Source organism: Actinomyces procaprae (assembly GCF_004798665.1).
In the GTDB taxonomy this organism is placed as follows: Bacteria; Actinomycetota; Actinomycetes; order Actinomycetales; family Actinomycetaceae; genus Actinomyces; species Actinomyces procaprae.
Window position 1 is genome coordinate 2212047 of sequence record NZ_CP039292.1, and the last position, 14358, is coordinate 2226404.

9 protein-coding genes and 1 pseudogene are annotated in these 14358 nt (G+C 70.4%); 6 read left to right on the forward strand and 4 right to left on the reverse strand.

From position 1 onward, the window contains the following. Positions 1-43: 43 nt before the first annotated feature. On the forward strand, positions 44-811 hold the full coding sequence (locus E4J16_RS08920) for a UTRA domain-containing protein (RefSeq protein ID WP_240038092.1): 768 nt from the start codon (positions 44-46) through the stop codon (positions 809-811). An 84-nt stretch (positions 812-895) separates the two neighbouring features. Here the strand turns inward: E4J16_RS08920 and E4J16_RS08925 are convergent, their stop codons facing one another. From E4J16_RS08925 to E4J16_RS08940, 4 genes and pseudogenes are all read right to left on the reverse strand, one after another. Further along, positions 896-2923, reverse strand: coding sequence for a PTS sugar transporter subunit IIABC (locus tag E4J16_RS08925; RefSeq protein WP_136313793.1), 2028 nt, complete (start codon positions 2921-2923; stop codon positions 896-898). 14 nt (positions 2924-2937) lie between these two features. Further along, positions 2938-4686, reverse strand: coding sequence for an alpha,alpha-phosphotrehalase (locus E4J16_RS08930; RefSeq protein ID WP_136313794.1), 1749 nt, complete (start codon positions 4684-4686; stop codon positions 2938-2940). A 287-nt stretch (positions 4687-4973) separates the two neighbouring features. Then, positions 4974-5465 (reverse strand): hypothetical protein, encoded by a 492-nt coding sequence (locus E4J16_RS08935; RefSeq protein WP_136313795.1) that lies wholly within the window; start codon positions 5463-5465, stop codon positions 4974-4976. A gap of 120 nt (positions 5466-5585) precedes the next feature. Continuing rightward, positions 5586-6360 (reverse strand): annotated as a pseudogene (locus tag E4J16_RS08940) (SDR family oxidoreductase). 52 nt (positions 6361-6412) lie between these two features. Here E4J16_RS08940 and proC point away from each other — a divergent pair. From proC to E4J16_RS08965, 5 genes are all read left to right on the forward strand, one after another. After that, positions 6413-7246 carry a pyrroline-5-carboxylate reductase gene (gene proC / locus E4J16_RS08945; protein WP_136313796.1) on the forward strand — a complete coding sequence of 278 codons (834 nt, stop codon included), beginning with the start codon at positions 6413-6415 and terminating at the stop codon, positions 7244-7246. Positions 7247-7483: 237 nt separating this feature from the next. Next, positions 7484-8179 carry a sugar transferase gene (locus E4J16_RS08950; protein WP_204519775.1) on the forward strand — a complete coding sequence of 232 codons (696 nt, stop codon included), beginning with the start codon at positions 7484-7486 and terminating at the stop codon, positions 8177-8179. Positions 8180-8250: 71 nt separating this feature from the next. Continuing rightward, a complete protein-coding gene (locus tag E4J16_RS08955; protein WP_136313797.1) occupies positions 8251-10752 on the forward strand; it encodes an ATP-grasp domain-containing protein in 2502 nt (833 codons plus the stop codon). Next, a complete protein-coding gene (locus tag E4J16_RS08960; protein ID WP_136313798.1) occupies positions 10752-12035 on the forward strand; it encodes a glycosyltransferase in 1284 nt (427 codons plus the stop codon). Before E4J16_RS08955 ends, E4J16_RS08960 begins: the two co-directional genes overlap by 1 nt. Beyond that, positions 12032-13588, forward strand: a complete 1557-nt coding sequence (locus E4J16_RS08965; protein ID WP_136313799.1) for an O-antigen polysaccharide polymerase Wzy family protein — start codon at positions 12032-12034, stop codon at positions 13586-13588. The genes E4J16_RS08960 and E4J16_RS08965 overlap by 4 nt, the downstream gene beginning before the upstream one ends. Positions 13589-14358: the final 770 nt, after the last annotated feature.

Consider the following 14358-nt stretch of genomic DNA (forward strand, 5'->3'; position numbering starts at 1 on the left):
TGGCTCCCCACGCCATCCAGACCACAACCGAGGAGATCACGCCGTGGCCGCCACTCAGCCACCTCGCCGACGCGAGCACGCGAACGTGCCGAAGTACCAGGAGATCTACGCGTTCCTGCGCAGCCGGATCGAGGACGGGACCTATCCCTTCCGTGCATTCCTGCCCAGCGAGAACCAACTGAGCGCCGAGTTCGGCACCACCCGTCCAACGGTGCGCAAGGCCATGCAGTATCTGGGCTCGCAGGGCTATGTTCAGCCCATTCACGGCAAGGGCATCCAGGTGATCTACCGGCCGCGCTCGGCCTCCCTGTTCTTCGTGTCGGGCATCGAGTCCCTGGCCGAGGCCGGTCGCCGCATCGGCACCACTGTGCGCACCGTGCTGCTCTCCTCCACCGTCGAGACCATCTCGGAGTCTGCCGCCGAGGCCTCGGGGCTGGTTGCGGGTGCACAGGTGCTGTACCTGCGTCGGCTGCGCCTGCTGAACGATCGGCCCGCCATCATCGACCACAACCGCTTCCTGCGCTCGGTCGTGCCCGATGTTCCCCGGGACGCCGCGGAGACATCCATCTATGCCTACCTGGAGAAGGAGCTGGGGGTGCAGATCACCACCGCCTCGCGCATGGTCACCGTTGAGGCCGCCGACGAGCTGGACCGCCGTCATCTGGACCTGGGCGGTCTGGACTGCGTGGGCGTGATGGAGTCCCTCGGCTTCGACGCGTCCGGGGTGCCGTTCGAGTACACCCGCTCACACCACGTGCCGGGGATTTTCGGCTTCGTCTCAGCGGCCCAGCGCCTACCCTCCCACCGGTGACAATACTGACGGACCGGCCCGGCCGGAGCGGTTACTCACCTGCGCTCCGACCGGGCCGGTCCGGGAGATAGGTCTCCGGAGCCCTCAGCGGACCACCGGTTCGCGGTTGCCCAGCCGTACCTTCTCCACCGTGCGCTCGGTCTCGAAGTCGGACTCCTTGAAGCCGAAGAAGTAGGTGGCCAGGAAGGAAACGGCCAGGGTCACAAGCGAGGCGATCCAGAAGCCGGTGAAGGATCCGTCAAGGCCCGCGGGGTTGACGAAGGACGGGAAGCCCACGAAGGCGCCGGTGAAGCCCCACATGTTGACGTCGAACAGGCCTGTGAGCAGACCGCCCACGGCGCCACCGACGGAGGCGGTGATGAACACGCGCCCGTACTTGAGGTTGAGGCCGTACATGGCGGGCTCGGTCACCCCGCACAGGGCGGAGATGGTGGCCGGGCCGGCCAGCTGCTTGATGCGGGGGCTCTTGGCCTTCACCCACAGGGCCAGCGCGCCGCCGCCCTGGGCGATCATGGAGGCGGAGACGATCGCGTTGAGCGGTGAGTAGCCGGGGTCGGCGATCTGCTGGGAGATGATCGGGATGACCGCCCAGTGCAGTCCGAAGATGACCAGGCACTGGTAGAAGCCGCCGATGAGGAGCCCGGCCACCGGGTACGAAAGGTTCAGCACCCAGCTGACGCCCTGGGCGATACCACCGGAGATCGTCATGACGATCGGGCCGAATACCACCAGCACCAGGGTGGAGACGATGAAGATCTCCAGCAGCGGGGCGAAGATGGAGCGCACCACCGCCGGGATCCACCGCTTCAGCAAGGGCTCGATCTTGGATGCCAGCCAGGCTGCCACGATGATCGGGAAGATCGAGTAGGCGTAGGCGTTGCCCTCGGGTAGGGACACGGGGATGCCGAAGAAGTCGGAGTTGAAGACCGTCCGCCCGATCCGGGCGATCACGTGGTAGTCCTCGGCGGAGGAGTTGGCCATGGAGACCACGGACGGGAAGGTGAGCACGCCGCCGATAATGGCGACGATGATCGGGTCCGCGCCGAGCCTGCGGGCCGAGGTGAAGCCGATGATGATGGGCAGGAAGTAGAACATCGACGACGCCATGGCGTCGATGAAGGTGTAGGTGGGGGTGCCGGTGTCCACGACTTCGAACTGGGTGAGCAGCGCCAGGATCCCCTTGAGGATCCCGGAGGCGGCCAGCACGCCGATCACGGGGATCATGGAGCCGGTGATCACGCCGATCAGGGAGGAGAAGCCGTACTTCACCCAGCCGATGGGCGTGGTGGGCCGCGGTGCTGCCGGGGCCGCCTCCGCGTCGTCGCCTCCCGCGGCCAGGCGGGGCACCTGCTTGACGACGGCGTCGTAGACGTCGCCTACGGTGGCGCCGATGACCACCTGGTACTGGCCACCCGCACGGGCGACGTCGATGACGCCCTCGGTGGCGGTGACCGCGGCGTCGTCGGCCAGCGACTCGTCCTTCAGGTAGAAGCGCACCCGGGTGATGCAGTGGATGACGGAGCGGATGTTGTCCGCCCCGCCCACCCCGGCGATGATGTCGCGGGCGGTGGCGTCGAAGCCGGTCAGGCCGCCAGCGGCCGCAGGCGCGGCGGAGCCGGCGGCAGCCGCGGAGCCAGTGCTCAGGACGGCGGTGGCCACGCCCGCGCCGGCCTGCGCCTGCCCCTGGGTGACCCGCAGCTCGGCGAGGGTCTTGGCGGAGTTGGTCACGGCCACGATGGTGGTGGTGTCCTTGCCGGCGGCGGTGATGGCGACCAGGTCCATGGCGCCCAGGGACTGGCCGGCGCGGACCTCCTGGCCGACGGCGGCGGTCAGCCGGAAGGGTCGCCCCGCCAACTCGACGGTGTCGACACCCAGGTGCAGGAGCACCTCCAGCCCCTCGGGGGTGGCGAAGCCTACGGCGTGGCCGGTCTCAGCCACCATGGTGATGGTGCCGGAGACCGGCGCTACCACGTCGCCGGAGGTTGGGGCCACGCCAAAACCCGCTCCGAGGGCCCCGGAGGAGAAGACCGGATCGGGTACGTCGGCGAGGGCGATAATGTTGCCGGACACGGGCGCTACCAGCGCCGCATCCGCAGCAGGTGTTGGTGACATGCGAAGAGCTCCTCTCAGAGCCTGGTCGTTGTGCGAATGATGATGGCCAGCGCCTCGTACGGAGACAGAGTCATGACGGGGCTGAGTGGCCGTGCGGGGTAGTTCCCGATGAGCACTTCTCCGGTGAGGAATTCACCGGGAACCTCGACCGTGGTCGGGTGACCACGGAAGCTGTTGATGACGAGCAGGCGGGTGGCGCCGTCGTCGCCGGGGCGCCCGGGCTCGGTGCGGGCGCCGACCCCGGATGCGGGCAGGGTGCGGATGTAGGCGAATACGTCGGGGCTGTCGAGCTCCCAGGGGGCGTAATCCCCCTCGGAGATCACCGGCTCCGTCTTGCGCAGCTCCACCAGGCGGCGGTAGTAGGGCAGGATGCGGCCTCCCGCCTCCTCGGCCGCAACGTTGATCCGCGCGGCGTTGGTGGGTTGCAGCCACGGGGTACCGCGGGTGAAGCCGGCCCCGGCGCTGGCGTCCCACTGCATGGGGGTGCGGGCGTTGTCGCGCGCCTTGGCGTGGACGATGCTGAAGGCCTCCGCCTCGCTGCGCCCGGCGGCCACGAGCTCGGCGAAGGCGCCCAGGGCCTCGACGTCCGCGTAGTCCTCGATACTGGTGTAGTCCGGATCGGTCATCCCGATCTCCTCCCCCATGTAGATGTAGGGGGTGCCGCGCAGCAGGTGGATGGCGGTGGCGAGCATGGTCGCGGACTCGTAGTGGTAGCGGTCCGGGTCGCCGAAGCGGTTGATGGCGCGGGGCTGGTCGTGGTTGTTCCAGAACAGGGCGTTCCAGCCGCCGCCGGCCTGGAGGCCGGCGGCCCAGTCGTTGAGGATGCGCTTGAGAGCGGGGATGTCCGGATCTGCCAGGGTCCACTTCTGGCCCCCGGCGTAGTCGACCTTGAGGTGGTGGAAGTTGAACACCATCGACAGCTCCCGCCGCGCGGGGTTGGTGTAGTCCACGCACGCGGCGATGGAGGTGGAGGACATCTCCCCCACGGTCACCGAGTCCGGGTCCTGACCGAAGCTGGCCCGGCACAGTTCTTGCAGGTAGTCGTGCACGAGCGGCCCGTCGGTGTAGACGAGGCGGTCATCGGTCCCGGCGGGCGCGTCCGCCAGCGGCTCGGTCTTGCCGATCAGGTTGATCACGTCGAAGCGGAAGGCCCGCACGCCGTGGGACCGCCAGAAGTTGATGACCTCAGCCGCCCGGGCGCGCACCTCGGGGTTGTGCCAGTCCAGGTCGGCCTGGCCGGGGTCGAACAGGTGCAGGTAGTACTCCCCTCCCCGCGGGCGGCCGGAGTCGTCCACGGGCCCGAAGGGCGCCCAGGCGGGACCACCGAACTTGGAGACCCAGTTGGTGGGCAGGATCGGCTGCCCCGCCGGGCCGTCGCCACGGGCCGGACGGAGGTAGAAGTAGTCCCGGTAGCGCTGCTCGCCGGCCAGGGCCCGCTGGAACCACTCGTGCTCGGTGGACACGTGGTTGAGCACCATGTCCAGCATGGGGCTGATGCCGTGCTCGGCCAGGGCGGCGACCAGCTCGTCGAAGTCCTCCATGGTGCCCATCGCCGGGTCCACCGCGCAGTAGTCGGCCACGTCATAGCCGTTGTCACGGCCCGGCGAGGGATAGAACGGGTTGAGCCAGACGTAGTCCACGCCCAGGGAGGCGATGTAGGGCACCTTCTCGATGATGCCGCGCAGGTCCCCGACACCATCACCGGTGGTGTCCTTGAAGGACTTCGGATAGACCTGGTAGACGACGGCGTCGTGAAAGCTCATGCGATGCTCCGGGGTCAGTCACGCTGCCGCTCCCATGCGGCAACTTGTATATACAAGTAGACACCCTGGATTCACGTCGCGCAAGCCCGCCACCCTGAGTGTGACGCACACCCCGACACGCCGCTCCCGGCCCCTGCCACGACCAGCCGCGGAGCCGCCACACCACCGCCGGCCCCGCGAGCGCGAGCACCTGCGTCATACAGGTGTGCTGGCGGCTTGCAGGCGCTCAACCCCTGCAAGCCGCCAGCACGCGCTGCTCGGCGCCAGGCCGCGCACAAGACGCCGACTCAGGCCGAAGTGGAGCCGTTCTGCAGCACGCCGGCGCTGCCACCACCCTCTAAGGTGGCGTCGTCGTCGGAGCCGCCGGTGGCGTCGTCGTTGGGCGTGGTGCGTCCGGCACCGCCGCCCTGCTCACCCCGGCCACCGGGCATCTGCCCGTCGCCCGGCATCTGCCCGTCATCCGGCATCTGGCCATTACCCGGCCCGCCCTGCCGCGGGTCGAAGCCGCTGCGCTCGCTGCCGGCCGGGGCCTGGTCGGGCGAGAGCAGCTCGTTCATGCCCCAGCCCGCACCGAAGGCTCCCGCAGCGAGAACGACCACGGCGACGACGGCGACCCAGGTGCGCCGGTACCAGGGACGGTGCCGCTTAGTCCGTGCGGGAGCGACGTCGTTCGTCAGGCCCGCGTCGGCCCCATCGGCCGACGTCGGGTGCTGCGTGGAGGCGTCGGGGGTGGGGATGCGGGCGGTGACGTCGAAGTCGTCGGGCCTGGGCTCGGTCATGTGAGTCCTCTCGGTACGTAGTGACCCCCGTAGCGTCGGGGTGGGAATCAGGCTACGAACCGCGGCTGAGGCCCTCACATACCCGGGCTGTGGCGAGGCTGTGTGCGCGCCGCTCCCGCATCAGTCGCGGGCCACCACCGTGTTGGAGGCCTGGGCGCGGGGACGCACGATCAGCGAGTCGATGTTTACGTGTGCGGGCCGCTCCAGCGCCCACACGATGCACTCGGCGACATCCGCCGCCACGAGCGGCGCGGCGACGCCCGCGTAGACCGCGGCCGCCCGCTCCCGGTCCCCGTGGTAGCGGTTCAGGGAGAACTCGGCGGTGGCCACCATTCCCGGGGGCGATCTCAATGACGCGCACGGGCTCGCCGACCAGTTCCAGGCGCAGGGTGTTGGCGATGACCCGCTCGGCGTGCTTGGCGGCCACGTAGCCCCCGCCCCCGGGGTAGGTGTCGTGCGCGGCGGTGGAGGTCAGGAACACCAGGTCACCGCCCCGCCGGCGCAGTTCCGGCAGGAACGCCTGGGTGACGCGCAGCGCCGCCAGGACATTGCGCTCGTACATGGTGGTCCACTCCTCGACGCTGCCCTCGGCCACCGGGTCCGCACCCAGCGCGCCGCCGGCATTGTTGACAATGGCGTCCAGCGGGCCTGCGGCCTTCACCTGCGCCGCCAGGCGGTCAACATCGGCGGGCTGCTGCAGGTCGGCGGCGACCCAGGCGCAGCCGGTCTCCTCACTCAGGGCGGCCAGGCGGTCACCGCGCCGGGCGGTGGCGACCACCTCCCAGTCGTGGGCGCGCAGCAGGCGGACGGTGGCTGCGCCGATGCCGGTGGAGGCGCCGGTCACCAGGGCGCGGCGGGGAGACGATGCGGATGAGGCGGCAGTGACTTGGATCATGCTTCCATTGTCCCCGCAAACAGCAGCGCGGGCAGGCATCTACCCTGAGGGCATGACGGTCTACGGCTTCATCGGTGCGGGCAATATGGCGGGCGCGATCGTGCGCGGCACCATCGCGGCGGGCACGAGCCCCAGCGATGTGCTGCTGACCAGCGCCCACGAGTCCGCGGCCCGCCTGGCGCAGGCCACCGGTGCACGGCATCTGGAGGCGGCCGCCGAGCTCGTAGCGGCCAGTGATGTGGTAGTGCTCGCCGTCAAGCCGCACATGGTGCCGGCCGCGCTCGAGCCACTGGCCGACGCGCTGGCCTCCCGCCGCCCGCTCGTACTCTCGATCGCCGCGGGACTGACCACCGAGCGGCTGGCCGAGATGCTGCCGGCCGGCACCCGTGTGGTGCGGGCCATGCCGAATATGGCGGCCGCCGTGGGCCAGTCCATGACCGCCCTGACGGCCGGCGCCGCGGCCACCGACGCGGACCTGGATGCGGCCGGTGCCCTGATGGGAACCGTGGGCCGCACCCTGGTTCTGGCCGAGCGGGACTTCTCAGCCTTCACCGCCCTGGCCGGCTCCTCCCCCGCCTTCGTGTTCCAGTTCATCGAGGCGCTGGCCCGCGGCGGCGTGGCGGCCGGCATCCCCAAGGCGCAGGCGGTCGAGATCATCACCCAGGCGGTGCTCGGCTCCGCCCTGACCGTGCAGGCCGAGGCCGCACGCAGCACCCAGACGGGCGGCGGCCGCGGCCGCACCCCGGCCGACCTGATCGACGCCGTCTCCTCCCCGGGCGGCACCACCGTGGCCGGGCTGGTGGCGCTGGAGCGGGCCGGCTTCTCGGCCGCCGTCGTCGACGGCGTGGCGGCAACCATCGACCGCGATCGCACGCTGGGCGCATAATCTCTCACTGCGCCGCCGTGCGCGCGCCCCTCGGAGCGGCTAGGCTAGCGGCGCACCTGTTCCTGACCGTTATCTTCTGCTGTGCCAGTTCCTGACCTTCCTGTTCCTGTCCGTTTACCTCAGCGCATGCCTCGGGCGCGCCGCCCGGCATGCGCTCGAGCCGCATCCTGACATCCGACCGCTCCTGACCACTCCTGACCACTGCCCTCCGGTGCAGCCGTTGAAAGGGGAACACCCATGGCAAACCAGGCGACCCTGAACACCTGGAATCATCCGCAGACCCTGTACGCCCGCTACGGCAAGCGGGCCCTGGACGTGACCGCGGCCCTCGCCGTCATGCCGCTCCTGGGCGTGCTGACCGTCGGCGTCGGCGCCGCCATCAAGCTCGACGACGGCGGGCCCATCTTCTACCGTCAGGAGCGCTGGGGCCGCCAGGGCCGTCCATTCCGCATCTTCAAGTTCCGCTCCATGTCAGTGGGTGCGCCGGACATTCGCAATGCCGACTCCTCCTCGGTCGCCTCCAAGGCAGACGCCCGGGTGACCCGCGTGGGGCGGGTCCTGCGCGCTACCTCGATCGATGAGGTGCCCCAGTTCCTCAACGTCCTCAACGGCACCATGAGCCTGATCGGGCCGCGCCCCAACCTGGCCACCAAGCCCCTGGACCGCATGGGGGACGACGAGCGGCGGCGCCTGACGGTGCGCCCCGGCATCACCGGCTACAACCAGGCCTTCTACCGGAACTCCACCACCCTGCCCGAGCGCTACGCGGCCGACTGCTACTACGTCGACCACCTGTCCTTCGGCCTGGACGTGCGCATCGTGCTCAAGACCATCCAGACGGTGCTCACGGGCAAGTCCGTGTACTCCGACGCCAAGGGATCCGGCGAGCAGACCGCCTCCGCCCAGGCCCCGGCCGCGCCCGCGTCCCGATAGCCGGAGTGCGGCCATCCGCACCCCCGAAACACGACTCCCTGAAACCAGCCACCAACAGGAGACTCCCGCTCATGACCGCCCCTGAATCCCCCACCGCACACGCCCCCGAAGCCGACCGCCCGGCCGCCGTCGACGACCGGCCCCCGGTACTGATCCTGGGAGGCTCCCCCCTCCAGGTGCCGATGATCCGCGCCGCCCGCCGCCTGGGCATGCGTACGCTCGTGGTCGACGTCGATCCGAACGTGCCCGGCGCCGCCCTGGCCGATGAGTTCGCCGCCGTCTCCACCACCGATGTCGAGGGGCTGCTGGCCCTGACCCGCGACCGCGAGCTGGCGGGCGTCACCTCCGTGGGCACCGACCGGCCCGTACGGGCGATCGCCGCCGTCGCCCAGGCGCACGGGCTGCCCGCCGTCTCCCCCGAGACGGCCGCCGCCTGCACCGACAAGGCCCTCATGCTGCAGGCCGTGGCCCGCGCCGGCGTGCCGCATCCGCGTTTCGCCCTGGCCACCGACCTGGCCGAGCTGCGCTCCGCCGTCGCCCACGTGGGTCTGCCCTGCATCGTCAAGCCGCTGGACTCCTCCGGCTCGCGCGGCGTGGTACAGGTTGACACCGAGGCCGACCTGCCGCGCGCCCTGGAGTACGCCCTGGCACCCTCCCACGAGCCGACCGTGATCGTGGAGGAGCTGCTGGTGGGCCGCGAGATCAGCTGCGAAGTGCTGTGCGTGGACGGCGTCTACCACGTCCTGGCCACCACCGACAAGGACACCACCGGCAGCCCCCACTTCATCGAGACCGGACACACTCAGCCCGCCGACCTGGATGAGGAGACGCTGGCGGCCGCGCACGCCCTGGTCGCCCAGTGTCTGGCCGCAGTCGGCATGCACTTCGGGCCGGCGCACGTGGAGATGATGCTCACCGACAACGGGCCGGCACTGATCGAGTTCGGCTCCCGCATGGCGGGCGACTTCGTCTCCTCCCACGTGGTCCCGGGCTCAACCGACATTGACTTCATCAGCCTGGTGCTGCGGCAGGCCTGCGGGGAGCAGATCGAGGTCCCGCCCTCCTCCGGGCGAGCCGCCGCCATTCGCTTCCTGACCGCCCCCGAGGGCGTGCTCCACGCCTTCCACGGGGTGGAGGAGGCGCGCTCCCTGCCCGGCGTCGACGCCGTCATCACCCTCGCCGAGCCCGGTGACGAGATCACGCCGCTGCACTCCAGCACGGACCGTCTGGGCGTGGTGGTCGCCTCCGCGGCAGACCGCGCCACCGCCGTAGCCACCTGCGAGCGGGCCCGCGACCTGATCCGCATCGAGGTCGACCCGAAGCTCCCGTCCCCCGCGGACGCGCAGGCGCCCGCCACCGATTCCCTGCCCGCGCGGGGGCGGCGCGTACTGATCATCGGCGCCGGCCGTGGCCAGCTCGGGCTGATTCGCGCCGTCAAGCGCCTGGGCGCTACCGCCGTCGTCGCCAGCCTGACCGCCGGACCGCCGCCGGGGCTGAAGGAGGCCGATGAGGCGATCAACGTGGACCTTCTCGACCCCGACGCCGTTGCCCGCCAGGCCCGCCTGGCCGGGGTCGACGCCGTCGCCACCAGCTGCCTGGACACGGGCCTGGAGGCGCTGGGCGCAGTCGTGGACGAGCTGGGGCTGCGGGGCCTGACCCGCGCGGCCGCCCGCCTGTGCATGGACAAGCTGGCCATGAAGCGCCGCCTGGTCGAATGCGGCGTGTCCACCGCTCCCTTCCAGGAGGTCTCCACCGCCGAGGAGCTGGCCGCGGCAGTGTCGGAAATCGGCCTGCCCGCAATGGTCAAGGCCGCCGACCTGCAGGGCTCGGCCGGCGTGTTCAAGGTGGGCACCCCCGACGAGGCACGCGTCGCCTTCGATCGTGCCAAGTCCCTGAGCCGCCACGGCGCGGTGATCGTCGAGCGCTTCCTGGACGGGCACGAGTTCGGCGCGCAGGCGCTGGTCCACGACGGCGAGCTCCTTCACGTCACCGTACACGGCGATGACCTCGCCGACGGCGGGCTGCCGATCCCGATCGGCCACCACGTGCCGCTTCAGGACGCCGATCTGGCCGCCCAGGCACGCGCCGTCACCGGCGCCGCCGTGACCGCGCTCGGCCTGAACAACTGCGCGGTCAACATCGACCTGATGGCCTGCGACGGGCAGGTGTATGTCATCGAGCTGACCGGACGGGCGGGCGCCAACGGCCTGCCCGAGCTGATGGGCGCCGTGCACGGCCTGGACTACTACGAGCTGGTCGCCCGGGAGGCGCTGGACCTGGACGTGCCCGCGGCATGGGCGGGACGAGCACCCTGGCCGGGCGCCGCCCTGGCGCTCATGCTCACCGACCCCGCCGCCCACGGCACCGTCGTCGACGTGACCGTGCCCACCGACCTGCCCGACTGGGCGGTGGACCTGGCCCTCTTCCGAGGCCGGGGAGACCAGCTGGACGGCTTCTCCTCCTCCAACGACTGCCTGGGCCAGGTAGTGGTCCGCGGCCAGGACCTCGCGCAGTGCCGGCAGCGGGCCGCCGCCCTGGCCGCACAGGTGTCCTTCAACCTGCAGGGGGCGTGATGAAACGGCTCGTCATCCTGGCCAACGCCTTCCCCTACGGGAACTGGGAGCCCTTCCTGACCACGGAGCTGGACTACGTCAAGGGCTTCGACCGGGTGGACATCATGTCGCTGTCGGTGCGCGAGGATCAGCGTGCCACCGTGCGGCCGCTGCCCGCGGGCATGAGCGCACACCCGATTCCGTTCCGCTCGCGCCTGTTCTACCTGCTGGGCTCGTTCCGGGTGCTGGGTGACGCCAACCTGTACCGGGAGCTGACCGACCTGGCCAAGCGCCGTCGACTCGCCCCCTCCCAGGTAGTGACCCTCTTCATCTTCCTCAGCCGCGCCCGTTACGAGGCGGGACAGATCGACCGCATCCTGGACTCGGTGGGGGCACGCCCCGACGACGAGGTGGTCTTCTACTCCTACCGCTTCGCCTACCAGCCCTATATGGCCGCCCGGCTGCGCCGCAGGTTCCGCCGCGCCGTCTCCGTCGCCCGCGCGCACCGGGCCGACCTGTACGAGGAGCACTCGCCGCGCCGCTACCTGCCGCTGCGCAGGCAGACCGTGGCCGACCTGGACCGCATCTACCTGGTTGCCGACCACGGGCTGCGCTACCTGCTGGAGCGGCAGCCGGAGGCGGAGGGCAAGGCCGTGGTCTCCCGCCTGGGCACCACCGACCACGGCGTCCCCGCCACCGTACCGCCGCGCGCACAGGGACTGCGCATCGTCTCCTGCTCGACGATCGTGCCCATCAAGCGCCTGGACCTGCTGGTTGACGCCCTGTCCGGCACCCGGCTGCCGATCCAGTGGGACCACTTCGGGGAGGGAGAGCTGCGCGACCAGCTAGAGGCCCGTGCTGCCCGGCAGCTGGGCAACAACATCACGCTCACCTGGCGCGGGTTTGTACGCAACGCCGACCTGGTCGAGGAGTACGTGCACTCCCCCCGCCACCTGCTGGTCAATGTCTCCGCCTCCGAGGGCGTGCCCGTATCGATCATGGAGGCGCTGTCTACCGGGATCCCCGTGGTGGCCACCGACGTCGGCGGCACCGGTGAACTGGTACAGACCGGGGTCAACGGAATCCTGCTCCCCGCCGATCCGACACCGCAGGAGGTGCGGGCCGCGATCGAGGAGATCGCCTCCCTGGGTGAGACCGCCTATGCCGCGCTGCGCGCCGGCGCCCGACGCACCTGGGAGGAGCGCTGCGACGCAGGCGCGCTGTACACCGCTTTCGCAGCTGAACTGGCGGGCCTGCTGGAGGACGGTGCGGCCCGCCACGGCGCCCGGGAGGTGCAGGCATGACCACCGCCGCTGGGCCGGATCGCAGGGTCCGTCGTCGGGCAGCGCGCCCGGCCCGCAGGCGCCCCGGTAACGTGCTGGTGGGGCTGGTGTGCAACCTTGCGGTGCTCGCCCTGGCCCTGGCGACCCAGGCGTCGGTCGAGTGGACGCTGATCCTGGTGCTGTGGCTGAACGCGTTGCTGTTCGCCGTCGCCCGCATGTCCAGCCGCACCATCCTGGCGGCCTTCCTGATCTCATTCTTCCTGCTGCTGCTGGGACGCGAGATCACCGTGGACTTCTTCCGCTACGAGACCAGCCAGGCTCCGCCGGGGCAGACCACGCACCTGCAACTGTGCCTGACGCTGAGCCTGCTGGGCATCGTGCTGGGCGCCATCATGATGGAGACCTGGCGCATGTGGAAGCAGGCCGCGAACGAACGCCAAGGCGCCGGGGACGGAGGCGGCCGCCCGGAGCGGCACGGCGGGAGTGTCCTGGCCGACCCCTCGATCGTGCGCTTCCTGTTCTGGGTGACGCTGATCCTGTCCCTGATCTCGGTGGGGCTGCGTGCCCGCTACGTGCTGGCGAACGGATACCTGTCCTACTACACCGAGTTCTCAGACCTGGAGGACGCCTCCGGTTCCATGTACGGCTTGCGGCGCATCGAGGTGATGGCTCCGCTCATGCTGACGATTCACCTGGGCCTGTTCCCCCCGCGCCGCCAGGTCACGGTCGCCTTCGTCGGCTGGAGCGCCTACCTCTCCCTGAGCCTGCTGACCGGGCAACGCGGCACCTTCGTGGGCGGCCTGGTCATCATGATCGCCTACTGGATCGTGCGTGCCCGGCAGGATCCGTCAGGCACCTGGCGGATCGGCAGGGCGGGCCGGATGGTCGGCGCCATCGCGGTCCCGCTGATCGCCGTCGCCCTGACGGTGGTGGAGTCCGCGCGCGGCGTCGGCGCGGTCGCCTCCGACACCGAGGGCCGCAACCCGGTCCTGCAGCTGCTTTACGGGCAGGGCGTGAGCTCAACCGTTGTGCGCAATGCGTACACCTACGCCGACTTCATCCCGAAGGACTGGTATACGGGCGAGTTCCTGCACTCCGGGCTTCCGGCGCGCCTGCTGGGTTACGAGGTCTACCACGGCAACACCGTGGAGCACGCCCTGAACGGCGGTTCCTTCACCCACGCCTTCGCCTACACGCTGCTCGGACCCCAGTACCTCACCGGCCGCGGAACCGGCAGCTCCTTCATCGCCGAGCTGTTCTACGACTACAGCTACGCGGGAGTGCTGGTAGGCGGAATCGTCTACGGGGCGGTTTGCATCTGGGCCTGCACCCTGGTGAAGGGACAGCCGCTGCGCAACGGCCTGCGCCTGGTGATCGTTCCGACGCTCCTGTGGGCGCCGCGCGGCAGCGCCTCCGGCTTCCTGAGCACCTGGCTGACCCCCAGCGTCGTCGTGGCCCTGGTATCCGTGACCGTGCTGTCCCTCGCCGCGGCACTGCTTCGCGAGGCCGGCATCAACCAGCGTGGGCGCCGACGGCGCCTCGCCGTCCCGTCGGCCGCCGAGGCGTACCGCTAGCCTCCCGTTCTGTGAGTGTTTGGGTGGCGGTGGGCGGTCGGGTGTCTGTGCGCGTGGCCGTCAAGCCTGCCAGTTGGACCCCTGTCCCCCCGTTGGACCCCTGTGCTCCCGTTGGACCCCTGTCCCCCCGTTGGACCCCTGGTCCCCCCGTTGGACCCCTGTGCCCCCGTTGGACCCCTGTGCCCCCGTTGGACCGCCGTAACCGGTGGCTAGGGCGGTCCATCGGGGCGTTAGCGGTCCAACGGGGCCGTAAGCGGTCCAACCAGGGGCGGCGCAAGACCTACTCGCCCCCTCCGGCGGGCGCACGCAGCCCACTCAAACTCGTGCCCCGCAGCCACCAGACACGACCAACTCGCCATCCGCTACCAGACCACCACCCACATCGCCGGCACCGCCCCACCACCACAAGCGACTTACACAACACGGCCTAGCGTCCTGTCCGCCGGTTAGGAGGCGTACGACCCCGGGGGTGGTCGTGAATCGCGGTGGTCGCCCACTTGGTGTGACCCGATATGTGCGTACGACCCCGGGTGGTCGTGAATCGCACCCCAGGGTCGGAAACCGACACGACCACCATCCCGCGAAGCTCAACCAGCCAGGGATCGGGGGCCCGCGTCCGACGGTGAAGTCGTCTGCTACGCCACTTAGGGGCTTGCAACGGAGGTTCGGCGTCTGCTGAAGGCCTCCGGGTCATTCAGCAGACGCCGAACCGCCGTACCCAACGACGATGAGGCGTAGCAGACCCGCCCCCGGGAGTCCGGAGACGGGGA